This window comes from Sulfitobacter sp. 1A13679 (assembly GCF_043557115.1).
Taxonomy (GTDB): domain Bacteria; phylum Pseudomonadota; class Alphaproteobacteria; order Rhodobacterales; family Rhodobacteraceae; genus Sulfitobacter; species Sulfitobacter faviae.
Map to the genome: position 1 here is coordinate 50676 of NZ_JBIFFO010000004.1, position 24795 is coordinate 75470.

Sequence of the window (24795 nt, forward strand, 5' to 3'; positions counted from 1 at the left end):
GCCGCGGAAACACTATGTCAGAAGGGCAAAGGCCCCTGTCCGGCCGCGCGACCTAATGGAAAGGGCCGAAGATGAGAATCGTTAAATGGGTGTTCTGGGTGACCGTCTGGGTGCTGGTGGGGGCGTTCTTCCACTATACGCTGCCGCAGACCGATATCGTCCGTGTCACGGACACCTATGAAAAGCGTATCGACTTCGGCAACAATTCGATCTTCTGGTCCGGCTCATCGACCGATAGCGCGGGGCAGGCGGTCAACCGCGATGTCTTTTTCATCCAGACCCGCCGGGCCAAGGGCGATGTCATGGTCTACCGCAACGAAGACACCGGCTGGGGCTGGCCGCCCTATTTCAAGTTCGACACCGCCAACCTTCAGGCCGAGGCGGCGGATGCGCGCAGCACCACTGGCGCGCCGCAGTACTATGCGCTGAAACACTACGGCTGGCGCAGTGAGCTTTTGTCGATCTACCCCAATGCCATCTCGCTCCGCCCGGTCGAGGGGCCGGAGGCGGGCAAGGGCATCCCTTTCGTGACCATCATCGTGCTGACCCTTGCCGCCGCGCTGTTCTATGCGATCTGGGTGCGCTGGCGGCGGTTCCGCCGGGCGCGGCTGGACCCCAAGATCGAGGCGATCGAGGATGACATCGCCGCGCGGCGGGGCCGTTTTGCCCGTTGGCGCGCTGAGCGGCGCGCCCGCAAGTAACCTCACCACGAACTGTCAGCGCTGAGCGGGGCAAGAAGCGCCCCGCATTCAGATAAATTCTGGTATTCCATCCTATATGGACATCATCCTCGTCACCACGGTCATCGCGTCGCTCTTTGTCGTCATCGGCTTGGCCGAGCCCTTGGCCGCGCGATTGCGACTGCCGTTCAGCGTGATCTTGGCGGTCGTTGGCATCCTCATCGGGGCTTCGGCGATCTTTTTCCTGCGCACTGATCTGACGGATGCGTTGAACCCGGTGGCGGCGGCCATTCTGGGGCTGCCGATCCGGTCGAACGTCTTTCTATACGTCTTCCTGCCGACGCTGTTGTTTCAGGCGACGCTGGGGATGAACCTGCGCCGTATGGTCGACGATTGGATGCCCATTCTGGTGCTGGCGGTCGTGGCCGTGGTGGTGGCGACGGTCAGCATTGGCTACGCGCTGTTTTGGGTCAGTGCGATCCCGCTGGCGGCCTGTCTGCTGATCGGGGCAATCGTCTCAACCACGGATCCTTCGGCGGTGGTCTCGATCTTTCGGTCGATCTCGGCCCCGCGGCGGCTGGCGCGGATCATCGAGGGCGAAAGCCTGCTGAACGACGCCGCCGCCATCGCGCTTTTCGGCCTGTTCATGGGCTATGTCATGCTGGGCATTCCCGACCCGGAACTGGGCAGTGCGCTTGCGCAATTCCCGATGCTGATCGCAGGCGGGGCGCTGGTGGGCTGGCTGGGCGCGCGGATCGCGGTTTGGGTCATGGCGCTGTTTGCGCGGCATGAATTGGCGCAGCAGTCGATCTCGGTCGCGCTGCCCTATCTGGCCTATATCGTGGCCGAGCAAAGCGTCGGCGCGTCGGGGGTGATCGCCGTGGTGGCGGCGGGGCTGACGCTGAACCTCACCGCGCCGGGGCGGCTGCCGCCACAGGCGCTGACCAACCTGCGCGAGCTTTGGGACGTGTTGGCCCATTGGGCCGGGGCGCTCATCTTTATCCTCGCCGCACTGCTGATCCCGCGGTTGTTGGAAGAGGTCCGGCTAGAAGATTTCTTTCTCATCGCCGTCGTGGTGGTGGCTGCCATTTTCGCCCGCGCGGTGATCCTTTTCGGGCTGCTGCCCCTGCTGACCGCGGCCAAGCTTTCGCCCATGGTCGAGCGGCCCTACCGGGTGGCGATCCTTTGGGGGGGCTTGCGCGGTGCGGTGACATTGGCGCTGGCGCTGGCGGTGACGGAAAGCGTGCGGGTGCCGGATGACATTCAGCGGATCGTGGGTATCTTGGCCACCGGCTTCACGCTCTTCACCCTGCTGGCCCAGGGTACGACGCTGCGTTGGATCATCGGACGGTTGGGGCTCGATCAACTCTCGCCCATCGATCACGCGCTGTCGCGGCAGGTCATCGCGGTGGCCTTGCAAACCGTGCGCGAGGACGTGGCCCAAACAACCGAGAATTACGATCTGAACCGCGACATCGTGCGCTCCGAGGCGAAACGGTTTGGCGAGCGGCTTGAGACAGCGGTCAAGACCGCGGAGGAGGCGACCGATATCCTCGACCGCGACCGCATCGCGCTTGGGCTGATCGCGCTGGCGGGGCATGAGCGTGACACGATCCTTGCGCGGGTGCGCGAGCGGACGATCTCGGCCCGGATGGCGGATCTGGTACTCTCGGATGCGGACCGGCTAATCGAAGGGGCGCGAACCCAAGGGCGCAGCGGCTATCAACGCGCGGCGCGGCGCAGCGTGGCCTATGGGCGCACATTTCGCGCGGCGGCGGTGCTGCACGGGCGCTACGGCGTGTCGGGGCCGCTGGCGCGGATGACGGCGGATCGCTTTGAAATGCTGCTGTCGCAACGGTTGATCCTGCGGGATCTGGGCACTTTCATCGATGGCCGCATTCGCCGGATCCACGGGCGGCGGGTGGCGGAATTGCTGCACGACCTGTTGGCGCGCCGCATCGAAGGGATTGAGACCGCGCTGGAGGGGCTGCGCTTGCAGTATCCCGGCTATGCCGAGGAGCTGGAACGGCGTTTCATCCGCCGCACGGCACTGCGTTTGGAAGAGCGTGAATATACATTGATGCGCGAAGACGGTCTGTTTGGGGCCGAGGTCTATACCGCCTTGATGCAGGAACTGGCGACCCGGCGCACCGCGGCAGAGGGGCGGCCGGGCCTTGACCTCGCCGTGCGGCGGGGCGCTTTCATCGAGCAGTTTCCGCTGTTTGCGGATCTGGAGGAGGGCGCGCTCAAACGGCTGAGCCGGGCGCTCAAGACCCGCTATGTCGATATCGGCGACGTGGTTTTGCGCAAGGAAAGCCCCGCGCGCAGCGTGTTTTTTATCGCCTCAGGTGCTGTCGAATTGGAAAGCGCGGGTCAGACTTGGCGTTTGGGGCGGGGGGAGATGTTCGGCCAGATGGCCATCCTGACGAACCGCGTCCGTCGGGTGGATGTGCGCGCCATCGCGCCGACCACGCTTTTGGTTCTGGACGAGGACCGGTTCCGCCGCCTGCTGGAACGGAGCGCGGCCCTGCGCGAGGCGGTGCGTGCCAGTGCGGAGAAGCGCGGGATCGATCCGGTGGATCTGATCTCGGGCGGGCGGGGGTAGCTCGGCGCGTCAAACGCTGGTGGGGCGTTTGGGGGCGGTGTTGTGCAGGGTATTTGAGAAAGGATGAAGATAGGGGGCGGCCGGTAGAGGCGGCCGCACCTTTGGCTGGGGTTAGTCGTCGGGGGTGATTTCGCCGGTGGTGGCGTCGATCAGTAGTTCGCGTTCGCCGGTGGCGTCGGTTAGTTCGACTTCATAGACCATGCGGTCATCTTCATCGTCGAGTGAGACTTCCTCGATCCATGTGCCGTCTTGCCCTTCCAGCTCGGTCAGTGCGGTCATCAGCACATCGCGGGCCGTGCCAGCGGCGCGCAACTCATCTTCTTGGAAGAGGCCGCTGAGGAAGCTTGTGAGCTGCTCTTCGGATTGCTTCATCACATCGCCGGTGGCGGCGTTGACGGTGACTTCGTACACGGATTCGCCGCGGACCAGGTCGATCTCATAGACCAGCGCGTCGCCTTCGGTTTCGATTTCGGCTTCCAGCACGCCGCCATCGATGCTGCTTTGCGCGGATTTGATGGCTTGGGACATGCTGATGCGCTCGGCCTCAGGGGCGGTCTCTTGCGCGAAGAGGGCTGCGGGGGCGAGCAGGAGCGATGTGGCGAGGGCGGTGAACTTATGTGTCATGGAAAACCTCTTGCGTTGTGGTGCGTCGGGCCGCGGGGCGGCGTTCTTGGTTCAACGCTTGGCGCGGGGGGCTGTTCCAACCGGTAGGGGCGGGCGGCGCTAATCTGCGAAGAGGCCTGCGGGCTGGACGATCGCGCGGGCTTCGTCTTCGGTCACCTTGAGGAAGCAGGCGAGGGCTGCGGCGTTGGTTTCGGGGTTGGCGTATTCGGAGAGGCGGCTGTAGTTTGCGAATTGGGCGTCGCGGATTTGGTCGACCTCATGCAGCATGTTCCCGCGGATCGTGGGAAGCAGGCGGGACAGGTTTTCTTGCGATGTTTGCGCGCCGCTCAGGCCGATGCGCCGGGCGTGGCCGCTGAGATAGGCGTCGGTCAGTTTGCATTCGACTTCGAGCATGCGCACCTGCGCGCGGTCCGAGGCGAAATCGCGCAGCAGGTCGAGGTTCGACGTGTCGATGCAGACGATCAGCCGGGTGCTGTCGTAGTAGTCGTAGAGCATCCGCATCAGGGCGCGGCGGTGGCGGGTGCGTTTTTCCAGCGTGGTTTGAATGCCGCCGAGGTCGGGCAGGGGGGTGTCTTCTTCGTTGAAGAGGAAATCCACCGCTGGGAGGCCGGTTTGCTGGCGTATCCGTCCCACGAGCCGTTTTGCCACATGCCATTTCTTGGCGATAATGATCAGCAGTTCACGCTCGCGGCCAAGGCTGGATTCCCTTTCCCAAAAGCGGGGGGCGAAGCGGCGGCCAATGCGGCCCCGCGCGGTGAGGAATTCGAACAGGTTGCGGCCTTCGTCGCTGATCTGGAAAGGCACGCCTTGGGCGGCGTAGAGCAGGCCGAGGCGGCGTTTGAGGTCCAGTGCCTCGGGGCTGATTTTGCGGGCGAAGAGGTGGTTCTGGCCGAGCAGCAGGTCATAGTGGTCATTGTAGAAGGTGACCGGCATGCCGTAGTCGGAAAACAGCAGAAAGGTCGGGCTGCGATTGGCGATTTCACCTTCGGGGACGAGGTGGCGCACGAGGGTTTGAAAGAAGGTCTCATCCGGGATCCACGTGCTGCGGAAAAAGCGGATGACGTCGGGGCGCTCGTGGCTGAATGCCATCAGCGCCTCGACGGTGCGGCGGCGCAGGCACCACCATTGGCTGCCGATCTGCACCTGAAGGTCGCCCGGGATCTTGCGGGTCAGGCCGAGACGCTTTTGCGCCTCGAACATCGCATAAAAGCGTTTGCGCTGTGTGCGTTCGTTGAACCAATGGCGATAGATCAGCCGCTCTTCTTTCCAGCCGGTCTTGATCCAATCGCTTTCGAAGTAATCCACGCTTTCGATGAAATCTGCGTCATTTTCATCGAGGAACCGATGCGCGTATTCGGCGGATTTGATCGCCATGCAATCGCCAGAGAGCAGGTAGAAATGCGTGGCCCGCGGGAAGGCTTCCATCGCGGCGGTGAGCGTGTCGAGCGTGGCTTGCACCAGTGACCATTCGCCCCAGCCGCAGCGGATGCGTTTGCGCGGGAAGGTGACATTGGGGTTGTCGCGCAGGGCCGCGGTGATCTGGGCGTAGTCTTCGGCGCTGGCGGAGGCGTCGAAATGGATCGCCATGCAATCGCCCACGGCGGTCAGCCGCTCGGCTTGCCGGATGATGGCCTCCGGATCCTTGTGGCACAGCAGGATATAGGCAATTTTCGCCATGCAGGATACCGAATGTCCTTGTCGCGGCCCGCTTGCATCGGCCTTTTGTCGTGGATCACCTTTCTAGTTAATCCTGAAGACCGATTGAATAAACAGCATTTCTTTGCTTTTTTGCACCGAGGTCTGACTGTTGCTTAAAACAGCCAGCGCCAGCAGGAGGCAGGACGCGCATGGGTTTTCCCGGAACATGGATGACGGAAAGTGAGAGCATGGTGTACCGCGTGGTGCCGAAATGCGCGTGCTCGACCATCGGGCAGATCATGTATTATTCCGATCATGGAGAGTTCTTTGACGGGGACATTCATGATGCCAAGACCGGGATCCACAAATGGGCCTTGGACGGATCGCAGGGGCCGATCACCGAGAATGTGACGGCGTGCAAGTCCTATGCCTTTACCTGTGTGCGCAACCCTTACACGCGGATCCTGTCGTCTTTCTTTGACAAGATTTGCGGCATTCAGCGCAACGGGCGGCGCTATCGCGGCAATCTGGTGCCGCTGCTGGTGCAGAAATATGGGATCGACGTAGGCGGTGAGGACGGCAAGCAGGAGTTCGACCAGATCGCGAGCTTCCGGCGGTTCCTGCTGTTCGCCCGCGATACCATTCGTTGGCGGCGGCCAATGGACCCGGACATTCACTGGTCGGCGGTCTCGGGCCATGTCAGCACCTTTATCGTCAACGGCGGCACCTACGACCAGATCTTCTGGACCGAGCGGTTCAACGATGGGATGCAACAGGTGCTCGATGCCGTGGACACGCCGCACCCCGTCGATCTGGCGGCGATCCCGCGCTTTAATGAGAGCGAGGGCCATGGGCCCAAGCGGGCGCATCCGGTCGAGGATTACTTCGACGATCTGTCCATGCATCTGATGCGCGAGATCTACAAACGCGACTTCGATCTGTTCAAATATGACTTCGACAACCCCGGCAATAAGCAACCCCTAGGGGAGATCGATTTGGATGAGGTGCACGCCAAACTCGGTGACTGAGCGGCAGCATCTTGCACCGGGGCGGGGGGCGCTCTACATGCTTTGGCATGTCACAGGTCAAATCCAGTTCCAAATCCGATCCGAATTACAAGGTGATCGCCGAAAACCGCCGCGCGCGGTTTGATTACGCGATCGAAGAAGATATCGAATGCGGTATCATCCTTGAGGGATCCGAGGTGAAATCCCTACGCGAAGGCGGGGCGAATATCGCCGAGAGCTACGCCGCCGTGGAGGATGGCGAGCTGTGGTTGGTGAACTCCTATGTGGCGCCCTACAAGCAGGCCAAGACCTTTCAGCATGAAGAACGGCGCCGGCGCAAACTGCTGGTCAGCCGCAAGGAATTGGCCGATCTGTGGAACGCGACGCAGCGCAAGGGCATGACGTTGGTGCCTTTGGTGATGTATTTCAACCATCGCGGCATGGCCAAGATCAAGATCGGCGTGGCCAAGGGTAAGAAGCTGCATGACAAGCGCGAGACGGCGGCCAAGCGCGATTGGTCGCGGCAGAAGCAGCGGTTGCTGAAAGATCACGGGTAAGATGCGCGGCAGGCCCGGAATCAAGCCGTAGGCGCCGGGCCATCGCCTGCCCGCCTATCACGCCAGAGGCGCGCCAGAATACACTAGGCGCACCTTTGGTGCGACCGGGCTGGCGATTTGGTGAGGCGGGCGCCTTCTTGACGGCACACATCAAAGTTGAACCATAAAGTGGTGCCAACAGCCCGTAGCATCGCCACTTCACGGGCAGGGGATGGCCCTCCTTACACCTCTCACCGCCCCCCTTCCACTTGCCAGCATCCCCCGCCGGTTATAGGCATGGGCAACGCCCGCGACGAAGGAGGCCCCCATGGCCGACGATCCCAAGACATTGGTTTCAACCGATTGGTTGGCTCAGCATCTGAAAGACCCGGACCTGCGCATCCTTGATGCCTCGTGGTATCTGCCCGACGCCGGGCGCGATCCGAAGGCGGAGTATGACGCCGCGCACATCCCCGGCGCGCGCTTTTTCGACATCGACGATATCTCGGACGCGCGTTCGGACCTGCCGCATATGGCCCCGCCGATCGAGAAATTCATGTCGCGGCTGCGCGCCATGGGTGTGGGTGACGGGCATCAGGTGGTGGTCTACGATGGCGCAGGCCTGATGTCGGCGGCCCGGGTCTGGTGGCTGTTCCGCCTGATGGGGCAAGAGAATGTCGCCGTGCTGGATGGCGGGTTGCCGAAATGGCAGGCCGAGGGGCGCGAGACCGAAGATATGCCCCCCGTGCCGCGCGACCGCCATATGACCGTGCGCTTCCAGAACCAATTGGTGCGCGATGTGACACAGGTGGCCCATGCCTCCAAACTCGGCGATCCGCAGATCGTCGACGCCCGCGCCGCAGCACGTTTCCGCGGCGATGCGCCTGAACCGCGCGAGGGGCTGCGCGCAGGCCATATTCCCGGCGCGCGCAACGTGCCCTTCACCGAATTGCTCAACGACGACAAGACGATGAAAACCCCCGTAGAGACCCGCGCCATTTTCGAGGCGGCGGGCGTGGACCTGTCGAAACCCGTCATCACCTCCTGCGGCTCGGGCATCACCGCCGCCGTGCTGGCGCTGGCGCTGGAGCGGCTGGGCCACCGCAAATGGTCGCTCTACGATGGCTCATGGGCGGAATGGGGCATGTTCCCTACCGTGCCCGTGGCCACCGGCGCGGCTTAATCCTTTACCGTTACCTTCCAACCGGAGAACCCCATGTTCGAGACGCTCAAGGCGCAACCCGCCGATAAGATCCTCGCCCTTGTACAGGCCTACCGCGAAGATCCGCGCGACACGAAGATCGACCTCGGCGTCGGTGTCTACAAAGACGCCAGCGGCAACACCCCGGTGATGCGCGCCGTCAAAGCCGCTGAGCAGCGCATCTGGGAAAACCAAGACACCAAGGTCTACACCGGTCTTGCGGGTGATCCGACCTATACCAATGCGATGGCTGCGCTTGTTCTGGGCGATGCCGTGCCGCGCGGCGCGATTGCCGCTGCCGCCACCCCCGGTGGCACCGGTGCCGTGCGTCAGGCCTTTGAACTGGTGCGTATGGCCAACCCCGAAGCGCGCGTTTTCGTCTCTGATCCGACATGGCCGAACCACCTGTCGATCCTGTCCTATCTGGGCATGGAAGTGGTGAACTACCGCTATTTCGACAGCGCGACCGGCGGCGTGAACTTCGACGGCATGATCGAAGACCTCAAGACCGCCAAGAAAGGCGATGTGGTCCTGCTGCACGGCTGCTGCCACAACCCCACGGGCGCGAACCTCAACAGCGCGGAGTGGGACGCGGTGATCGAAGTGCTGCAAAGCACCGGTGCCGTGCCGATGATCGACATCGCCTATCAGGGCTTTGGCGACGGGCTGGAAGCGGATGCCGCTGCGACGCGCAAAGTGGCCGCCTCGGTGCCTGAGTGCCTGATCGCGGCAAGCTGCTCCAAGAACTTCGGTATCTACCGCGAACGGACCGGCATTCTGATGCTGGTGGCTGCCGAGGCGGCGCAGGGGCTGAACCAAGCCACTTTGGCCTTCCTCAACCGCCAGAACTACAGCTTCCCGCCCGATCACGGCGCGCGGATCGTGTCGACCATCCTGACCGATGACGAGCTCAAGGCCGATTGGATGGCCGAGCTTGAGGATGTCCGCAACGCCATGCTGGGGCTGCGTGAGCAACTGGCGGGTGAGTTGCAGAAACTCTCCGGATCGGACCGCTTTGGCTTCCTCGCCCAGCACCGCGGCATGTTCTCACGCCTTGGCACCACGCCAGATAAGGTCGATGCGCTGCGCGAAAAACATGGCATCTATATGGTCGGCGACAGCCGTATGAACATTGCCGGGCTGAACCAAAACAGCGTGCCGATCCTTGCTCGTGCGATCATCGACGTCGGTATCTAATCGCGCTCCGGGCCGCGCATGTCGCGGCCCGGTCAGCCTTCGATTGTTGCGGAACAATCGCCCTATGCCTCTATTCTGGCCAGTTTTAATCAAAACTTGGTCGAAATGGCATGTTTGGATAGCTTGAGTGAAAACTCAGGGTCGGGCCAATTTTAGAATCATTCTTACAGTGCATCCGCTTGGATGTGAGCTTGCCAGCGGTAGAGCTGGTGATCGTGACAGCCACGCTTGTCACCGTGTTGGGCTATTGGGTGCGCGGGCACAGCAGCCTACCCGGTAAGCACTGGTTTTTGCTGGCCATTCTGGCCATGGATTTCTGGCTTCTGTCGGTCGGGGTCGAACTTTCCGCCACCTCTGCCGCCTGCGCCTTTGGGGTCAGCCGCCTTGCGTGGATCGGCTTTGTGCTGCTGCCGACCTTCTGGGCTTTCTTCCTCTATGAATATGCGCTCGGGGCCAAGGTGCCGCGGTGGCTCGTGCCGCTTTGCGCGGGGCTTGCGCCTGCGCTGATCACCCTCGCCGCGGTGACGAGCGGTTGGCATGAGACATTCTATGGCCCCGAAACCAAGTGGTTGCTGAGCGCAGAGGGGGCCTATGTCCAATCCGACCACGGCCCGCTGTTCTTCATCGCGATCACCTATCTTTACATGGTCATCATGGCGGCGGCGGTCGTGGCGGGGCGGGCGGTGCGTTCGGCCAACCCGGCGGTGCGCAGCTTTTTCCTCAAGCTTTTTGCCGCGACGCTGATCCCCATGGTGGCCAATCTGGCCTATATCTTGGGCGGCATCACCCTGTTCAATACCGATCCGACGCCTTTCTCATTCGCGCTTTCGCTGACGCTGGTGGTCTGGCTGGTGGCCGATAACCGCTGGATCGACGTGAACGCAATCGCGCGCGAGCTGTTGTTCTACAACAGCACCGATCCGGTTTTTGTGGTCGACCCGAGCGGCGCTGCGATTGAGACCAATCCAGCCGCCGCCGACCTCTTGCGTCGGGAAGCCGATCCCGAGGCTTCGCTGAGCGCTTTTGGGGAGTTGGGGCCGATCATCCGCTATCTCGCGGCCCAAGGCAGCCTGCCCGATGTGACCGATATCCAACTGGGCCACCGCCATTTCGCCGTGCGCGCCCATGCGATTTCTCTGGGGGCGGGGCAGAAACAGGTGGGCTGGGCCGTGGCGCTCTTGGATGTGACCGTGCAAAAGATTGCCGCCGAAAAGGCCATCGCCGCCGAGCAGATGCAGGCGCAGTTCCTCGCCACGGTCAGCCATGAGCTGCGCACCCCGCTGACGGTCATCAACGGCGCGCTTGGCCTGTTGTCGCAGGGCGGGGCCAAGGTGAGCGATGCGCAAAAGGCGCGTCTGCTGGCAAAGGCCGCAGGTAGCTCCAAGACGCTGACGACCTTGGTCAATGATCTGATCGACACCCAAAGCCTCAGCAGTGCCGAGTTCAGCATCGACCTGCAGCCTGCCGCTCTCGCCCCGCTGGTGCAAAAGGCCGTGGCCCGGGCGGAGAGCCTGCAACCGGAGAAGGATATCCGCTTCCGCTGCGAGATGCCCGAGACGGTGCTGACGGTCCAAGCCGATGCAGAGCGGTTGGGGCAGGTCTTTGGGAACGTGCTGTCGAACGCGGTGAAATTCTCTGCCCCGGGCGGGCAGGTGGAGGTCAGCCTTCAGCAGTCCGAAGGCATGGCACATGTGCAGGTCAGCGACAGCGGCTGTGGCATCCCGCCGGGCGCGGAGGAGCAGGTCTTTGCGCCCTTTTTGCAGGTCGACGGCTCCGACACCAAGGTCGCCTATGGCAGCGGTCTGGGAATGCATATCACCCGGCAGATTCTGGACCGGCACGGCGGCAGCATCCGCTATGTCAGCGCCCCGGGTGTCGGCACGACCTTTACGATTTCTTTACCCCTAGTGGCCTAACGCAAACCGCCCGGCCTTTGCTGGCCGGGCGGTCGATTGTTTGGCGATGTCGCCGGGGCTTAGCCCTTGGCGAACTCGGGGTAGGCTTCCATGCCCAGTTCGGACATGTCCAGACCGGTGATCTCAGCCTCTTCGCTGACACGGATGCCACCGGCGGCTTTCAGGATCAGCCAGACGACGAAGCTGACGATGAAGACAAAGAGGCCAACCGCGGCGAAGCCGATGATCTGTGTGACGAAGGATGTGCCTTCGGTATAGACCGGCACGACCAGCGTGCCCCAGAAACCGGCGATCAGGTGAACCGGGATCGCGCCGACCACGTCGTCGATCTTGAACTTGTCGAGCATCGGCACGGTCAGCACCACGATGACACCGCCCACGGCACCGATCCAAAGCGCACCAAACAGCGTCGGGTCAAGCGGCCCTGCAGTGATCGAGACGAGACCGGCCAGCGCCCCGTTCAGCACCATGGTCAGGTCGACTTTCTTGTACATCACCTGCGTCAGGATCAGCGCGGCGACGGCACCGGCGGCAGCGGCCATGTTGGTGTTGGCAAAGATCTGCGCCACGGCGTCCACGTCTTCGATGGTGCCCATGGCAAGCTGCGACGCACCGTTAAAGCCGAACCAGCCCATCCATAGGATGAACGTGCCCAAAGTGGCGAGGGCAAGGTTGGAACCCGGCATCGGCACGACGCGGCCATCCTTGCCGTATTTACCCAAACGCGGCCCCAGAACGATGGCCCCGGCAAGGGCAGCGAAACCACCAGCGGCGTGCACGAGGGTCGAGCCGGCGAAGTCGCTGAAGCCCATGGCGGAAAGGAAACCGCCGCCCCACTGCCAGGACGCTTCGATCGGGTAGATGAAGCCGGTCAGCACAACCACGAAGATCAGGAAGGGCCATAGCTTGATCCGCTCGGCCAGCGCACCCGACACGATGGAGGCGGTGGTGGCGCAGAACATCAGCTGAAAGAAGAAGTCAGAGGCGTTGGAATAGCCGCCCGCGTCGATCTCGGTCTTGATGTCCTTGGTCGCGAAGGTGCCAAAGACGCCTTCCATGATCCAATTGCCGTCACCGGGATACATGATGTTATAGCCCACCAGCCAATACATGACCGCCGCGAGGGCAAAGAGGCCCATGTTCTTGGTCAACTGCGTGGTGACGTTCTTGGAACGCACCAGCCCTGCTTCCAGCATGGCGAAACCCGCCGCCATCCAGAAGACGAGGAAGCCGCCGATCAGGAAAAGCAGGGTGTTGAAGATGAAGGTCGTATCCGCCAGCGTCGCGTATTCCGCGTCCTGTGCCAGCGCCAGCCCGGGCAGGGCGCTGACCGCCGCTGCAAGGGGAAGTATTAAGATGGGTTTCATATGGTCGTTTCCTGTCTGCGGGTCCGAATGCGTGCTTACCGAAGCGGGCGGCTGCCCGTGCAGCATGAGAAAACCGGATATCGGGCGCTCTTGGACAGGTTTGCTTGCCATATTTGCGCCATTGCTTGGCAGTGCCGCTTAAAAATCGGGCGCAGGCTGGAATCTGCCTATAAATTAATCAGACATTTGACGCCGATTGGATCTTGCAGCGCTAAACAAACCGCTGCAGTCAGGCTAAAGTGGCGAAAAATAGGGCCGAGCAGGCGATTTTATGACCGACAAGAACAAGCGCAAACGCCCTTTGGTGGCCGACAAGCGGTATCCCGGTAAGGCCAAACCCAAGGCCAAGACCGCGGCGCGGGGCAAACCGGCGACGCGCAAGGCCGCGCCCGCCCGTCGCAAAGCCGCCCGTCCCAAACGCCCCCGGCGCGGCGGTATCCTCGGCTTTTTCGCGGGGGTGGCCCGTTGGATTTGGCGGCTGATCTGGACCATCACATGGCGGGTTAGCCTTGTCATCTTCCTCGTGCTCGCCTTGGCGGTTGGCTATATCTACACCACGATCCCGCCGCTCGAAACGCTGCTGGATGGCCGCGCGCGCGGGTCTGTCACTATGCTCGACCGTGAGGGAGAGGTCTTTGCTTGGCGCGGCGACCAGTTTGGCGGCGTGGTCTCGGCGGAATCGGTTTCCAAACATCTGAGAAACGCGGTCATCGCCACCGAGGACAAGCGATTCTATCGCCATCTGGGCGTCAGCCCGCGGGGCATCGCCTCGGCGGTGCGCATCAACCTGAGCGAGGGGCGCGGGCCGCTTTCCGGCCACGGCGGCTCGACCATCACCCAGCAGACGGCCAAGCTGCTTTGTCTGGGGGAACCCTATGACCCCAGCAGCGGCATGACGGAAAAGGAATATGAGGCGGAATGCCGTCGTTCGTCCTTGGGTCGCAAGGCCAAGGAAGCGCTCTTTGCCATCGCGATGGAGCTGAAATACACCAAGAACGACATCCTCTCGATCTACCTTAACCGCGCCTATATGGGCGGCGGTGCCTTTGGGGCAGAGGCCGCGGCGCAGCGGTTCTTTGGCAAGCCAGCCGCCGCCCTCTCGCCCGCCGAAGGCGCGATGCTGGCCGGTCTTCTGACCGCGCCCACGACGCTTTCGCCCACTAACAATCTGGACCGATCGCAAAGCCGCGCCGCCACGGTGATCCGCCTGATGGAAGAGCAAGGCTATCTCTCTGCCGCCGAGGCTGATGAGGCCATCGCCAACCCCGCGCAACTGTCCGAGGCGGCAGAGGCCGAGGCGGGCGGTTATTTTGCCGACTGGGTCATGTCTTCTGGGCCGGAATTCTTTACCCGCAACACCACCGAAGACGTGATCATCAAGACCACCCTTGATCAGCGCATCCAACGCGCAGCCGAGGAAGGCTTGAAATGGGTGTTTGAGAATAAAGTCCGCGAAGGCTCCAAGGCGCAGGCGGCGATCGTGGTGATGTCTTCTGATGGCGCGGTGCGTGCGCTTGTGGGCGGGCGCAAGACCAAGGTCGCGGGCGCCTTTAACCGCGCCACGCAGGCGATGCGTCAGACCGGTTCGGCTTTCAAACCCTTCATTTATGCCGCGGCGCTCGATCTGGGCTATTCGCCCGATGACATCATCGTGGATGAGCCCTATTGCCTGAACATACCCGGCTCGGGACAATGGTGCCCCAAGAACTACACCAAGAGTTTCAAGGGGCCGGTGACCCTGACCGAGGCGCTGAAAAGCTCGCTGAACATTCCGGCGGTGAAAGTCTCGGAAAGCGTGGGCCGCGAGACGGTGAGTTCGGTCGCCACCCAGTTCGGCATCAAAAGCGATCTGGCCGCCGGTCCGGCACTGGCGCTTGGCGCATCGGAGAGTACCCTGCTTGAAATGACCGGCGCCTATGCCGGTATCCTCAACGGCGGCTCATCGGTGACGCCCTACGGGTTGGTCGATCTGCGCCTTCTGGGCGAGACGGAGCCGCTGATGGGCACCGGCGGCGGCATCAACGAACGTGTGATCCAAGAAGATGCCGCGCGCCAGTTGGTCTATATGATGGAAAAGGTGATCTCCGAAGGGACCGGCCAGCGCGCCAAGTTTGGCGGGCGGCAACTCGCGGGCAAGACCGGCACCACCTCGGCCAATAAGGATGCTTGGTTCGTGGGCTTCTCGGCGGATTATGTGGCCGGGGTCTGGATGGGCTATGACGACAATACGCCGCTCACCGGGGTCACGGGCGGGGGCCTGCCCGCAGAGATCTGGCGCGAAACCATGAGCCGCGTGCATGAGGGGATGCCCCTCAAGGAGTTGCCGATGCAGGCGCCCGCCCCGCCCAGCAACCTGAGCGAGGCACAGCCCGAACCGCAGCCCCAGCCGCAACCGCAGGGCGGTGGCAACCATGGCGGCGGCGCGGACAATGTGATCGACCGGGTTCTGCGCGATATCTTTGGCGGCGGCAGCAGCGGCAGCGGGGCAAGCGCGCCCGCGCCGAACTTCCTTGACCGCTGAGGCGGTCGGGGGCGGGCCGAAAAATCAATAGCATTGGGTTGTCAAACTCAGTATCAATTCCCCAAAGGCGGGAAGGTGCTGCGCGCGGGCCGGGCAGCGTTGAAAGGGTTTGATGCAAAGCGATGTGGTGAACAGGGGGCTGTCCGAGCTGCGTCGCGTGCGCAGGCGCAGCCGCGGGCTTTATTGGGCGGTGGCCTTGTTCAGCCTTTTTGCCAATATGCTCATGCTCACCGGCCCGCTCTATATGTTGCAGGTCTATGACCGCGTGCTCGGCTCAGGGTCAGAGGAAACGCTGATCGCCCTCTCGGTCCTCGTCGTCTTTCTTTATGCGGTGATGGGGCTTTTGGACTACACGCGGGGCCGGATCATGGCGCGGGTGGGGGCGCGGTTTCAATCCGATCTCGACCGGCGGGTGTTCGACGCGGTGGTGCGCAAATCCGCCGTGGCCCCGGATGTGAAAACCAACGCGGGCCTTGCCGATCTCGAAGCCGTGCAGCGCCTCATGACCTCCCCGGTGCTGATGGCCGCCTTTGACGCGCCATGGACGCCGATCTTCTTTGCCGCGATCTTTCTGTTCCACCCGATGTTGGGCTGGCTGGCCTTGGGCGGTGCCGCCGTGCTGGTGGCAATCGCGGTGGCCAATCAAATGCTGTCGCGCGAAAGCCAAGCCCGGGCTGGCATCTCGGGGCAGGCGGCGGATGCCATGTCGGGCCAGATCAGGGTCGAGGCCGAGATGGTGCAGGCCATGGGGATGCGCGATGCCGCCTTTACCCGCTGGCAGCAGGCCCGGGGGCAGGCGCTGGCGCAGCAGGTGAAATCGACCGACGTGGGCGGCACCTTTACCGCGATGACCAAGACGCTGCGGCTGTTTCTGCAATCCGCCATGCTGGGCCTCGGCGCTTGGCTGGTCTTGAAAAACCAGATGACGCCGGGCGCGATGATCGCGGGCTCGATCCTCTTGGGCCGGGCGCTGGCGCCGGTGGAACTGGCGTTGAACCAATGGCCGGTGGTGCAGCGGGGCCGGGCCGGTTGGGCCAATCTGGCACAGCTTCTGGGTGCGGTGGGGGAGGAGCCCGCGCGCACCGCCTTACCACAGCCAAAGGCGAAACTCGCCGCAAAGGCGCTGACCGTCGTGGCACCGGGTGAGAAGCAGGCGGCGCTCAAGTCAATCAACTTCACCGTTGAGCCGGGGCAGGCGGTTGGCGTGATCGGCCCCTCGGGGGCGGGGAAATCGACCTTGGCCCGCACGCTCACCGGGGTCTGGCCGCCTGCGGGCGGGTCTATCCGCCTCGACGGGGCGGCGCTGGAGCATTACGGGAGCGAGACTTTGGGACGGCATATCGGATATCTGCCGCAGCGCGTTCAGCTGTTCGACGGCACCATTGCCGAGAATATCGCCCGGCTCTCCCCCAATCCTGACGACGCCAAAGTGGTTAAGGCGGCCAAGATGGCGGCGGCCCATGAGATGATCCTCGAATTCCCGCAAGGCTATGACACGCCCATCCGCGCGGGGCAGGTGCGGCTTTCGGGCGGGCAGATGCAGCGGATCGGGCTGGCGCGGGCGCTGTATGATGACCCGGTGATCGTCGTGCTGGATGAGCCGAACTCGAACCTCGACAATACCGGCTCTCAGGCGCTGAATCACGCGATCCGGCAGATGAAGGCCAGCGGGCGGTCCGTGCTGATCATGGCGCATCGCCCGGCGGCCATTCAGGAATGCGACACGCTGCTGGTGCTGGATAACGGCATGCGCAAAGCCTTTGGCCCCAAGGATGAGGTGCTGGCCGGGATGGTGCAAAACCACCGCGAGATCCAGAAAGCGCCCGCGCGCTCGGGGGGCGTGGTATGAACGCCCGCGAGGACAAGCGCTGGTCGGCGACGCGGCCCCTGATCCTTGGGTTCATCGGGCTGCTTTTGCTCTTCGGTGGTTTTGGCACATGGGCGGTGACCAGCCAAATCGCCGGGGCGGTCGTGGCCTCGGGCAGGATCGAAGTCGACCGCAACCGGCAGATCGTCCAGCATGAGACCGGCGGCGTGGTGGCCGACATCCTTGTGGATGAGGGCGACAGCGTCGCTGCCGGGGATGTGCTGCTCCGGCTGGATGCGGAGCAGTTGACTTCGCAATTGGCCATTGTCGAAGGGCAGCTTTACGAGCTTATGGCCCGCAGGGGACGGCTAGAGGCGCAGCGCGATGAGGTCGAGACGGTCACATTTGACGAAGAGTTGCTAACAGCCGGGGCGACGAACCCTGACGTACAGGAATTGGTGGACGGCCAGCGGAACCTTTTTGACGCGCGCCGCGTCAGCGTGGCGCAAGAGCTTGAGCAATTGGGCAAACGCCGGGCGCAGATTAACGCGCAAATCCGCGGGGTCGACGCGCAGGAGGCCGCGCTTTCGCGGCAGTTGGAGCTGATCGAAGAGGAGTTGGCCAATCAGCAATCGCTGCTGGACCGGGGCCTGACACAGGCCTCTGCCGTGCTGACGCTGATGCGGGAACAGGCCCGCCTGCGCGGCCAGATCGGAGAGCTTTCGGCGCAAAAGGCGCAGTCGCAAGAGCGGGTGACCGAGATCGACATCGAACGGCTCAAACTGCGCTCCGCCGGGCGGGAAGAGGCGATCACCCAGCTGCGTGATCTGCGCTACCGTGAGTTGGAGATGGCCGAGCAGCGCCGCGCGCTGAGGGCCGAGATCGACCGCCTTGATATCCGCGCGCCGGTGTCGGGGGTGATCTATGGCATGCAGGTGCAGACCCCGCGCTCGGTCGTGCGCGCGGCGGAGCCGCTGATGTATCTCGTCCCGCAGGACCGTCCGCTGATCATCGCCTCGCAGGTGCAGACCATTCACATCGATCAGGTCGCCGTGGGCCAAGAGGTGAACCTGCGTCTTTCGGCACTAAACCAGCGCACCACGCCGGAGCTAGTGGGCAAGGTCTTGCAGGTCTCTGCCGATTCCATCGAAGATGACGCCACCGGTCAGAGCTATTACCGGGCCGAGATCGCGCTGAACCCCGGTGAGACGGATAAGCTTGAGGCGGGCACCATCCTGCTCCCCGGTATGCCGGTTGAGGCTTTCATCCGCACCGGTGAGCGCTCTCCCATGGCCTATTTGCTGAAACCGATGGCCGACTATTTCGCCCGCGCCTTCCGCGAAAGCTGAGGCGGGGTAGGTAGCAAAGGGGCTTTCCCTTGGCGCGGCGGGCGGTTAGCGTCCGCCCAGAACCGCAACCAAAGGAAGCCCGTCATGTCCCTGACCGCCCGCCTTGCCGATCTCGGCATCACCCTGCCCGACGCGCCCGCACCCGCTGCGAACTATGTGCCCTTCGTGGTCACCGGCAATACCGTCTATGTCTCGGGCCAGATCTCCAACGGGCCGGATGGGTTGATCACCGGGCGTTTGGGCGCCGATATGGATGTCGACGCCGGTGCCGCCGCCGCGCGCAGCTGTGCGCTTAGCCTTCTGGCGCAGGTCCGCGCCGCCTGTGATGGCGATCTGGACCGGCTTAAACGGGTGGTGAAACTGACTGGCTTCGTAAACTCCACCGCCGATTTCACGGACCAGCCCGAGGTGATCAACGGCGCATCCGATTTCATGGTTGAGGCCTTGGGCGATGCGGGCCGTCACGCCCGCTCGGCGGTCTCTGCCGCGTCGCTGCCGCTGGGTGTCGCGGTCGAAATCGAAGGCATCTTTGAGATCGAATGACCCTTCCTGCCGCCTTTTTGAACATTCCGCTGGCGCATCGCGCGCTGCATGACCTTGCCGCTGGACGGCCCGAAAACAGCCGCGCCGCCGTGCGCGCGGCTGTCGATGCGGGGCTAGGCATCGAGATCGACCTGCAACTCAGCGCCGATGGCAAGCCGATGGTGTTCCACGATTACGGGTTGGAACGGCTGACGGCAGAACAGGGGGCGGTTCGGCTGCGCGACGCAAATGCCCTTGCCGCGATCCCGCTGAGGGGCGGTGATGAGGGGATTCCGACGCTTGAGGACATCCTCGACCTCGTCGCCGGGCGCGTGCCGCTCTTGGTGGAGTTCAAGGATCAGGACGGTGCTATGGGGCCGGATGTTGGTGCGCTTGAGGCCGCCGCGGCGGAACTGCTTGGCCGCTACCGCGGTGATCTGGCGGTCATGTCCTTCAACCCGCATTCGGTGCGCGCGCTGGCCCGGCTTTTGCCCGAGGTGCCGCGCGGTCTGACCACCAGCGCCTATCGCCCCGGTGAATGGCCGCTGCCCGCCACGACCTGCGACCGGCTGCGCGAGATTCCCGATTACGCCGACAGCGGGTCTTGTTTCATCAGCCATGAGGCCGACGATCTGAGCCGCCCCCGCGTGGCGGAACTCAAGGCCGAGGGGGCGGCGGTGCTCTGCTGGACGATCCGCAGCCAAGCGGAGGAAGAAATCGCGCGTCAGGTGGCGCAGAACGTGACCTTCGAGGATTATCTGCCGCGCCCGCGCCCTTGATCTGCGAGGCCGAGGCCACACATAGGACCCAAGGCAGGCAAGGCTCAGATGAACGCGCAGGAAATCGAGATTACCGTGGTGCCGGAATTGGCGCAGATCGGCCAAGAGGATTGGGACGCCTGCGCCTGTCCCGAGGCCGCGGATGGGGGCCGTCCGCGCGATCCTTTCACCACCTATCGCTTCCTCTCGGCGCTTGAGCAAAGCGGCTCGGTCGGCCCCGGCACCGGTTGGCAGCCGCAGTATCTGGTGGCGCGGATCGCGGGCCAAGTGATCGCTGTTGCGCCGATGTATGCCAAATCCCACAGCCAAGGCGAATATATCTTCGACCACAACTGGGCCCACGCCTATGAGCGGGCGGGCAGGCGCTATTACCCGAAACTCCAGATCGCGGTGCCGCATACCCCCGCCACCGGGCGGCGTTTTCTAGTGCGGCCCGGGTTCGAAGAGGCGGGCACCGCCGCGCTGGTTCAAGGCGCGGTGCAGCTGACCGACAACAACGCGCTGTCGTCGCTGCATGTGACCTTTTGCACCGAGGGCGAAGTCGCGCGGGCCGAAGAGCTTGGCCTGATGATCCGCAAAAGCCAGCAGTTCCATTGGCACAACCGTGACTATGCGGATTTCGACGGGTTCCTCGCCAGCCTGTCCTCGCGCAAGCGCAAGAACATCCGCAAAGAGCGCGCGCAGGCGCAGGACTTCGGCGGCACGATCCATACCGTCACCGGCGACCAGATCGAGCCGGAACATTGGGATGCCTTTTGGCAGTTCTACCAAGACACCGGCGCGCGGAAATGGGGCTCGCCCTATCTTACGCGGGACTTCTTTGACCATGCGCAGGAAAATCTGCGCGACGATATTGCATTGGTGCTGGCCGAACGTGACGGGCACTGGGTGGCCGGGGCACTCAACTTCATCGGGCGCGAGACGCTCTTTGGCCGCTACTGGGGCTGTACCGAACACCACCCCTTTTTGCATTTCGAACTGTGCTACTATCGCGCCATGGATTTCGCCATTGCCCACCACCTTGCCCGTGTCGAGGCGGGCGCGCAGGGCGAACACAAGCTCGCGCGGGGCTATCTGCCTTCGCCCACATGGTCGCTGCATTGGATGCGCGACCCGGGCTTTGCCGCCGCCGTGGGGGAGTATCTGCAAGCCGAACGCGACGCCGTGGACGAAGAGATCAGCGTGCTGACCGATTACGGACCTTTCAAAAAGACGACGATCGAGGAACAAGAATGACCGAAAGATTGAGCATCGAAACCCGCAAGACCCTGCTTCAGCCGCTGTTCAACACGGGCTGGGAGATGGTGGAAGGCCGGGATGCGATCCACAAGACGTTCAAGTTCAGTGATTTCGTGGATGCCATTGGCTGGATGACAAGGGTAGCAATCTGGGCGGAAAAATGGAATCACCATCCGGAATGGAGCAACGTTTACAACCGGGTGGAGGTAACGTTGATCACCCATGATGTGGATGGGCTCAGCTCGCTCGACGCGAAGCTGGCGCGTAAGATGGATGGTCTCTTTGGGGCCGGCAAAGACTGACGGAGAGACCGGATGCAAGATTTGTTTGAAACCGAGTTGTGGCAGGGCAAGACAGTTGCCGATCTGCTGACGCTGGAGTTCTTGGCCAGCGCGGCGGGCTCGGTGATCGCCGCGATTGCCATTCTGTTGCTGGGTTGGATCATTTCCAGTTGGCTGCAACACCGGGTCGAGAATCTGGGCAAGCGGCACAAGCATCTCGATGAGATGCTGTTCGAATTCCTCGCCTCCATCGTGCGCTATGTGGTGCTGGGTTTCACCGTTCTCTTTGTCCTCAATACCTTCGGGGTCAAGACGACATCGGTCGTGGCAGTCATCGGTGCGGCGGGTCTGGCGATTGGTCTGGCCCTGCAAGGCACCCTGTCGAACGTGGCCGCGGGCGTCATGCTGATCCTGTTCCGCCCTATCAAGATCGGCGATTTCGTTGTGATCGCGGGCGAGATGGGGACGATCAAACAGATCAACCTGAACTACACGGTTCTGGCCGATCTCAGCAACGTGCAGGTCATCGTGCCGAACTCCGAGGTTTGGGGCAATGTGATCACCAACTATTCCGTCAACCCGACGCGCCGGGCGGAGTGGACCTTTGGTGTGGGCTATGGCGCGAACCTCAAGACCGCCGAGGATATCATCCGCAGCACGATCATGTCGGATGAACGCGCGCATACGGATCCCGAGCCCTTCATTCAGGTGAACAACCTCAACGATAGTTCGGTGGATTTCCTTGTGCGGGTCTGGTGCAGCGCGGATGATTATTTTGCCTTCAAGGCCGATATGACCCGCAAGGTCAAAGAGGCGTTAGATGAGGGCGGGGTGGATATCCCCTTCCCCACGCGCACAATCGTTCAGGCGGCGGAGTAAGGCGTCTGAAGGGCGTTGCCTGCTGAAACGAAGGGCATCGCCCTCCCTGGGGGGCGATGAGGGGCTCGCTGTATGGCGGGCCGGTTCACCCTAAATTGAGGTTCCGTCTGCCAGACCCTTGCAAAATCGCCCTCCGGGGGGAGGGAGGGCGATGCCCGGTGTGCCGGGCGGATCGTTGAATGGGCAGCGCCTGATCCGGTCAGCCGCTGCCCATCACTTTACATATTATCCAGCAACGCTTCGCCGCCGGAAATCTCGCAGGTGCCTGCGCTTTCTTCGGGCTGCCAGAGCGTGACCTTACCGTCTTCGACCAGCATCGCATAGCGTTTGGACCGGCCCACCAGCCCGGCGCCCTCGGCGTCGAACTCCATGCCGATGGCGCGGGTGAACGCGCTGCTCGCGTCGGCGAGCATGGTAATCCCGGCCTCGGTTGCGCCGGTCGCCTCGCCCCAAGCCTTCATCACGAAAGGATCGTTGCAGGAAATGCAGATCACCTCATCCACGCCCTTGGCGTCGAACTGATCCTTGGTGCGCACGAAGCTGGGCACATGGGCAGAGTGGCAAGTCGGCGTGAAGGCGCCCGGCACGGCAAAGATCACCACTTTGCGGCCTTTGACCTTGTCGGCCATCTGCACCGGCTCGGGCCCGTCGGCGCCCATCTGAACCAGTTTCGCGTCCGGCAGTGTCGAACCTTGAGAAATCGTCATGGGATAGCCTCTCCTGTCATTGCGGTTGTCTTGGGGCCAGATATAGGCTTTGACCGCGACTGAGACCAGATCAATCGGGGGATGGCAGATGCAGCATGTGGTGGTGATCGGAGCCGGGCAGGCGGGGGCGTCATGCGTGGCAAAACTGCGAAGCGGCGGGTTCGAGGGGAAAATCACCCTCATCGGCGCCGAGCCGTGCCCCCCTTACCAACGCCCGCCCCTGTCCAAAGGCTACCTGCTGGGGGAGATGAGCCAAGAGCGTCTCTTGCTCCGGCCCGAGGCATTCTACGCCGATCAAGGGATCACGCTGAAAACCGACTGCCGCGTCACGGCGATTGACCCCGAGGCGCGGGTGCTGAGCACCTCCGACGGCGCTGTCGCCTATGACGAACTGGTGCTCGCCACCGGCTCGACCCCGCGCCGCTTGCCCGCCGCGATTGGCGGGGCGCTGGAGGGTGTCTTTACCGTGCGCGATCTGGCGGATGTCGATGCCATGGCCCCGCGTTTCGTCGAAGGCGCGAAGGTGCTGATCGTCGGCGGCGGTTATATTGGGCTGGAGGCGGCGGCGGTCGCGGCCAAGCTGGGGCTTGAGGTCACGCTGGTGGAAATGGCCGACCGGATCCTGCAACGGGTCGCGGCGCCGGAGACCAGCGATTATTTCCGCGCCCTGCACGAAAGCCGCGGCGTGCGCCTGCGCGAAGGCGTGGGGCTGGAGCGGCTCTTGGGCGAGGGCCATGTCACCGGCGCACTGCTGAGCGACGGCACAGAGATCGCCGCCGATTTCGTCATCACCGGCGTCGGCATCGCGCCCGACATCGCGCTGGCCGCCAGCGCGGGGGTCGAGATCGACAACGGCATCAAGGTCGACGCGCAGGGCCGCACGAACCTGCCCGGCATTTGGGCGGCAGGGGACTGCACCTCATTCCCCTATCGCGGCGGGCGCATCCGTCTGGAAAGCGTGCCGAACGCCATCGAACAGGCCGAGGTCGTGGCCGAAAACATCCTTGGCGCGGGCAAGGAATACATCGCCAAGCCGTGGTTCTGGTCAGATCAATATGACGTGAAGCTGCAAATCGCCGGGCTGAACGCAGGCTATGACCGCGTCGTCACCCGCCGGGGCGAGGGCAGTGCGTCCTTCTGGTATTACCGCGGTGAGACTTTGCTGGCCGTCGATGCGGCGAACGATCCACGGGGCTATATGGTCGGCAAACGGTTAATTGAGGCCGGCAAATCGCCCGATCCCGCCTTGGTCGCGGACCCCGAGGCGGACCTCAAGGCGCTCCTGCGGGCATGAGGATCATCGCTGGGAAATACCGGGGCCGCCCGCTGGCGGCACTTGGCAAGGGCGACGCCGGGGCGCATCTGCGCCCGACCTCGGACCGGGTGCGCGAAAGCCTTTTTTCGATGCTGACCCATCACGACGTGATCGAAGGCGCGCGGGTGTTGGACCTCTTTGCAGGCACCGGCGCGCTTGGGTTCGAGGCGCTGTCGCGCGGGGCCGCATCGGTTTGTTTCGTTGAGAATGGCCGCAGCGGGCAGCGGCTGATCGGGGAGAATATCCGCAAGCTGGACACGGCGGCGGACACCCAATTGCTGCGCCACGATGCCACGCGGCTGGGGCCGTGGACGCAGGCGGCTTTCGATCTGGTCTTTCTCGACCCGCCCTATGGCAAGTCCATGGGGCAAAAGGCGCTTGTCGCGGCGGCCGAAGGTGGCTGGCTCGCCCCCGGGGCGATGGTCGTCTGGGAAGAAAGCGCCCCCATGCAGGCGCCTGAGGGATTCGCCGGGATCGACACGCGCAAATATGGCGATACCCATGTGACCCTGTTGGAAAGGGCCACCAACTAACGGGGTTCCCTAGGTTCAGCCCGCGTGAGGTTGTACCTTGTATTTTCCGACAAAATAAGTCACCTATTGCCCGAAGGCCCGATACGCCCTGT

Annotated in this window: 21 protein-coding genes; 17 read left to right on the plus strand and 4 right to left on the minus strand. The window is 63.2% G+C overall.

The genetic code is table 11. The features are described from left to right. The first annotated feature begins 71 nt into the window (after positions 1-71). Positions 72-701, plus strand: coding sequence for a DUF1523 family protein (locus tag ACGYLA_RS04585; RefSeq protein WP_394430674.1), 630 nt, complete (start codon positions 72-74; stop codon positions 699-701). A 76-nt stretch (positions 702-777) separates the two neighbouring features. Next, complete coding sequence (locus ACGYLA_RS04590; protein WP_394430676.1) at positions 778-3285, plus strand: cation:proton antiporter; 2508 nt, start codon at positions 778-780, stop codon at positions 3283-3285. Positions 3286-3396: 111 nt separating this feature from the next. Here ACGYLA_RS04590 and ACGYLA_RS04595 read toward each other — a convergent pair whose 3' ends face one another. Continuing rightward, positions 3397-3909, minus strand: coding sequence for a PepSY domain-containing protein (locus ACGYLA_RS04595; protein ID WP_394430678.1), 513 nt, complete (start codon positions 3907-3909; stop codon positions 3397-3399). Positions 3910-4008: 99 nt separating this feature from the next. Beyond that, a complete protein-coding gene (locus ACGYLA_RS04600; RefSeq protein WP_394430680.1) occupies positions 4009-5586 on the minus strand; it encodes a DUF5928 domain-containing protein in 1578 nt (525 codons plus the stop codon). A 170-nt stretch (positions 5587-5756) separates the two neighbouring features. Between ACGYLA_RS04600 and ACGYLA_RS04605 the strand changes: the two genes are divergently transcribed. From ACGYLA_RS04605 to ACGYLA_RS04625, 5 genes are all read left to right on the plus strand, one after another. Beyond that, on the plus strand, positions 5757-6575 hold the full coding sequence (locus ACGYLA_RS04605) for a sulfotransferase family protein (RefSeq protein WP_394430682.1): 819 nt from the start codon (positions 5757-5759) through the stop codon (positions 6573-6575). A gap of 47 nt (positions 6576-6622) precedes the next feature. Then, positions 6623-7111 carry an SsrA-binding protein SmpB gene (smpB, locus tag ACGYLA_RS04610; protein WP_209218524.1) on the plus strand — a complete coding sequence of 163 codons (489 nt, stop codon included), beginning with the start codon at positions 6623-6625 and terminating at the stop codon, positions 7109-7111. Between the two features lie 307 nt (positions 7112-7418). Then, positions 7419-8273 carry a 3-mercaptopyruvate sulfurtransferase gene (gene sseA, locus ACGYLA_RS04615; protein WP_394430684.1) on the plus strand — a complete coding sequence of 285 codons (855 nt, stop codon included), beginning with the start codon at positions 7419-7421 and terminating at the stop codon, positions 8271-8273. Between the two features lie 33 nt (positions 8274-8306). Then, the gene (locus ACGYLA_RS04620; protein WP_067266822.1) at positions 8307-9488 is read left to right on the plus strand and encodes an amino acid aminotransferase; all 1182 of its coding nucleotides are present in this window, start codon (positions 8307-8309) and stop codon (positions 9486-9488) included. A 215-nt stretch (positions 9489-9703) separates the two neighbouring features. After that, a complete protein-coding gene (locus ACGYLA_RS04625) occupies positions 9704-11404 on the plus strand; it encodes a histidine kinase N-terminal 7TM domain-containing protein (protein ID WP_394430686.1) in 1701 nt (566 codons plus the stop codon). A gap of 59 nt (positions 11405-11463) precedes the next feature. Here the strand turns inward: ACGYLA_RS04625 and ACGYLA_RS04630 are convergent, their stop codons facing one another. Beyond that, positions 11464-12771: an ammonium transporter gene (locus ACGYLA_RS04630; protein ID WP_067266825.1), complete on the minus strand. Its 1308-nt coding sequence runs from the start codon at positions 12769-12771 to the stop codon at positions 11464-11466. A 271-nt stretch (positions 12772-13042) separates the two neighbouring features. Here ACGYLA_RS04630 and ACGYLA_RS04635 point away from each other — a divergent pair, with 271 nt between their 5' ends. The 8 genes from ACGYLA_RS04635 (at position 13043) to ACGYLA_RS04670 (ending at position 22148) form a co-directional block, all read left to right on the plus strand. After that, positions 13043-15292: a transglycosylase domain-containing protein gene (locus tag ACGYLA_RS04635; protein WP_394430689.1), complete on the plus strand. Its 2250-nt coding sequence runs from the start codon at positions 13043-13045 to the stop codon at positions 15290-15292. 112 nt (positions 15293-15404) lie between these two features. Then, positions 15405-17141 carry a type I secretion system permease/ATPase gene (locus tag ACGYLA_RS04640; protein ID WP_394430691.1) on the plus strand — a complete coding sequence of 579 codons (1737 nt, stop codon included), beginning with the start codon at positions 15405-15407 and terminating at the stop codon, positions 17139-17141. Then, on the plus strand, positions 17138-18448 hold the full coding sequence (locus tag ACGYLA_RS04645) for an HlyD family type I secretion periplasmic adaptor subunit (RefSeq protein ID WP_394430693.1): 1311 nt from the start codon (positions 17138-17140) through the stop codon (positions 18446-18448). The genes ACGYLA_RS04640 and ACGYLA_RS04645 overlap by 4 nt, the downstream gene beginning before the upstream one ends. 84 nt (positions 18449-18532) lie before the next feature. Further along, on the plus strand, positions 18533-18991 hold the full coding sequence (locus ACGYLA_RS04650) for a RidA family protein (protein WP_394430695.1): 459 nt from the start codon (positions 18533-18535) through the stop codon (positions 18989-18991). Further along, on the plus strand, positions 18988-19749 hold the full coding sequence (locus tag ACGYLA_RS04655) for a glycerophosphodiester phosphodiesterase family protein (RefSeq protein ID WP_394430697.1): 762 nt from the start codon (positions 18988-18990) through the stop codon (positions 19747-19749). The genes ACGYLA_RS04650 and ACGYLA_RS04655 overlap by 4 nt, the downstream gene beginning before the upstream one ends. Before the next feature lie 48 nt (positions 19750-19797). Beyond that, positions 19798-20985: a GNAT family N-acetyltransferase gene (locus ACGYLA_RS04660; protein ID WP_394430699.1), complete on the plus strand. Its 1188-nt coding sequence runs from the start codon at positions 19798-19800 to the stop codon at positions 20983-20985. Continuing rightward, positions 20982-21290, plus strand: a complete 309-nt coding sequence (locus ACGYLA_RS04665) for a 4a-hydroxytetrahydrobiopterin dehydratase (RefSeq protein WP_209218515.1) — start codon at positions 20982-20984, stop codon at positions 21288-21290. The genes ACGYLA_RS04660 and ACGYLA_RS04665 overlap by 4 nt, the downstream gene beginning before the upstream one ends. A 12-nt stretch (positions 21291-21302) precedes the next feature. Then, entirely contained in the window at positions 21303-22148 is an 846-nt protein-coding gene (locus ACGYLA_RS04670; RefSeq protein ID WP_394401907.1) for a mechanosensitive ion channel family protein, read from the plus strand. Positions 22149-22366: 218 nt separating this feature from the next. Here ACGYLA_RS04670 and ACGYLA_RS04675 read toward each other — a convergent pair whose 3' ends face one another. Beyond that, positions 22367-22855 carry a peroxiredoxin gene (locus ACGYLA_RS04675; protein ID WP_209218513.1) on the minus strand — a complete coding sequence of 163 codons (489 nt, stop codon included), beginning with the start codon at positions 22853-22855 and terminating at the stop codon, positions 22367-22369. An 88-nt stretch (positions 22856-22943) separates the two neighbouring features. Here ACGYLA_RS04675 and ACGYLA_RS04680 point away from each other — a divergent pair, with 88 nt between their 5' ends. After that, positions 22944-24149, plus strand: coding sequence for an NAD(P)/FAD-dependent oxidoreductase (locus tag ACGYLA_RS04680; RefSeq protein ID WP_394430701.1), 1206 nt, complete (start codon positions 22944-22946; stop codon positions 24147-24149). After that, a complete protein-coding gene (gene rsmD / locus ACGYLA_RS04685; RefSeq protein ID WP_394430703.1) occupies positions 24146-24703 on the plus strand; it encodes a 16S rRNA (guanine(966)-N(2))-methyltransferase RsmD in 558 nt (185 codons plus the stop codon). The genes ACGYLA_RS04680 and rsmD overlap by 4 nt, the downstream gene beginning before the upstream one ends. The last annotated feature ends 92 nt before the right edge of the window (positions 24704-24795 follow it).

Coding starts and splice junctions, on each gene's coding strand:
- ACGYLA_RS04585 (WP_394430674.1), top strand. CDS start 72: ATGAGAATCGTTAAATGGGTGTTCTGGGTGACCGTCTGGGTGCTGGTG.
- ACGYLA_RS04590 (WP_394430676.1), top strand. CDS start 778: ATGGACATCATCCTCGTCACCACGGTCATCGCGTCGCTCTTTGTCGTC.
- ACGYLA_RS04595 (WP_394430678.1), bottom strand. CDS start 3,909: ATGACACATAAGTTCACCGCCCTCGCCACATCGCTCCTGCTCGCCCCC.
- ACGYLA_RS04600 (WP_394430680.1), bottom strand. CDS start 5,586: ATGGCGAAAATTGCCTATATCCTGCTGTGCCACAAGGATCCGGAGGCC.
- ACGYLA_RS04605 (WP_394430682.1), top strand. CDS start 5,757: ATGGGTTTTCCCGGAACATGGATGACGGAAAGTGAGAGCATGGTGTAC.
- smpB (WP_209218524.1), top strand. CDS start 6,623: ATGTCACAGGTCAAATCCAGTTCCAAATCCGATCCGAATTACAAGGTG.
- sseA (WP_394430684.1), top strand. CDS start 7,419: ATGGCCGACGATCCCAAGACATTGGTTTCAACCGATTGGTTGGCTCAG.
- ACGYLA_RS04620 (WP_067266822.1), top strand. CDS start 8,307: ATGTTCGAGACGCTCAAGGCGCAACCCGCCGATAAGATCCTCGCCCTT.
- ACGYLA_RS04630 (WP_067266825.1), bottom strand. CDS start 12,771: ATGAAACCCATCTTAATACTTCCCCTTGCAGCGGCGGTCAGCGCCCTG.
- ACGYLA_RS04635 (WP_394430689.1), top strand. CDS start 13,043: ATGACCGACAAGAACAAGCGCAAACGCCCTTTGGTGGCCGACAAGCGG.
- ACGYLA_RS04640 (WP_394430691.1), top strand. CDS start 15,405: ATGCAAAGCGATGTGGTGAACAGGGGGCTGTCCGAGCTGCGTCGCGTG.
- ACGYLA_RS04645 (WP_394430693.1), top strand. CDS start 17,138: ATGAACGCCCGCGAGGACAAGCGCTGGTCGGCGACGCGGCCCCTGATC.
- ACGYLA_RS04650 (WP_394430695.1), top strand. CDS start 18,533: ATGTCCCTGACCGCCCGCCTTGCCGATCTCGGCATCACCCTGCCCGAC.
- ACGYLA_RS04655 (WP_394430697.1), top strand. CDS start 18,988: ATGACCCTTCCTGCCGCCTTTTTGAACATTCCGCTGGCGCATCGCGCG.
- ACGYLA_RS04660 (WP_394430699.1), top strand. CDS start 19,798: ATGAACGCGCAGGAAATCGAGATTACCGTGGTGCCGGAATTGGCGCAG.
- ACGYLA_RS04665 (WP_209218515.1), top strand. CDS start 20,982: ATGACCGAAAGATTGAGCATCGAAACCCGCAAGACCCTGCTTCAGCCG.
- ACGYLA_RS04670 (WP_394401907.1), top strand. CDS start 21,303: ATGCAAGATTTGTTTGAAACCGAGTTGTGGCAGGGCAAGACAGTTGCC.
- ACGYLA_RS04675 (WP_209218513.1), bottom strand. CDS start 22,855: ATGACGATTTCTCAAGGTTCGACACTGCCGGACGCGAAACTGGTTCAG.
- ACGYLA_RS04680 (WP_394430701.1), top strand. CDS start 22,944: ATGCAGCATGTGGTGGTGATCGGAGCCGGGCAGGCGGGGGCGTCATGC.
- rsmD (WP_394430703.1), top strand. CDS start 24,146: ATGAGGATCATCGCTGGGAAATACCGGGGCCGCCCGCTGGCGGCACTT.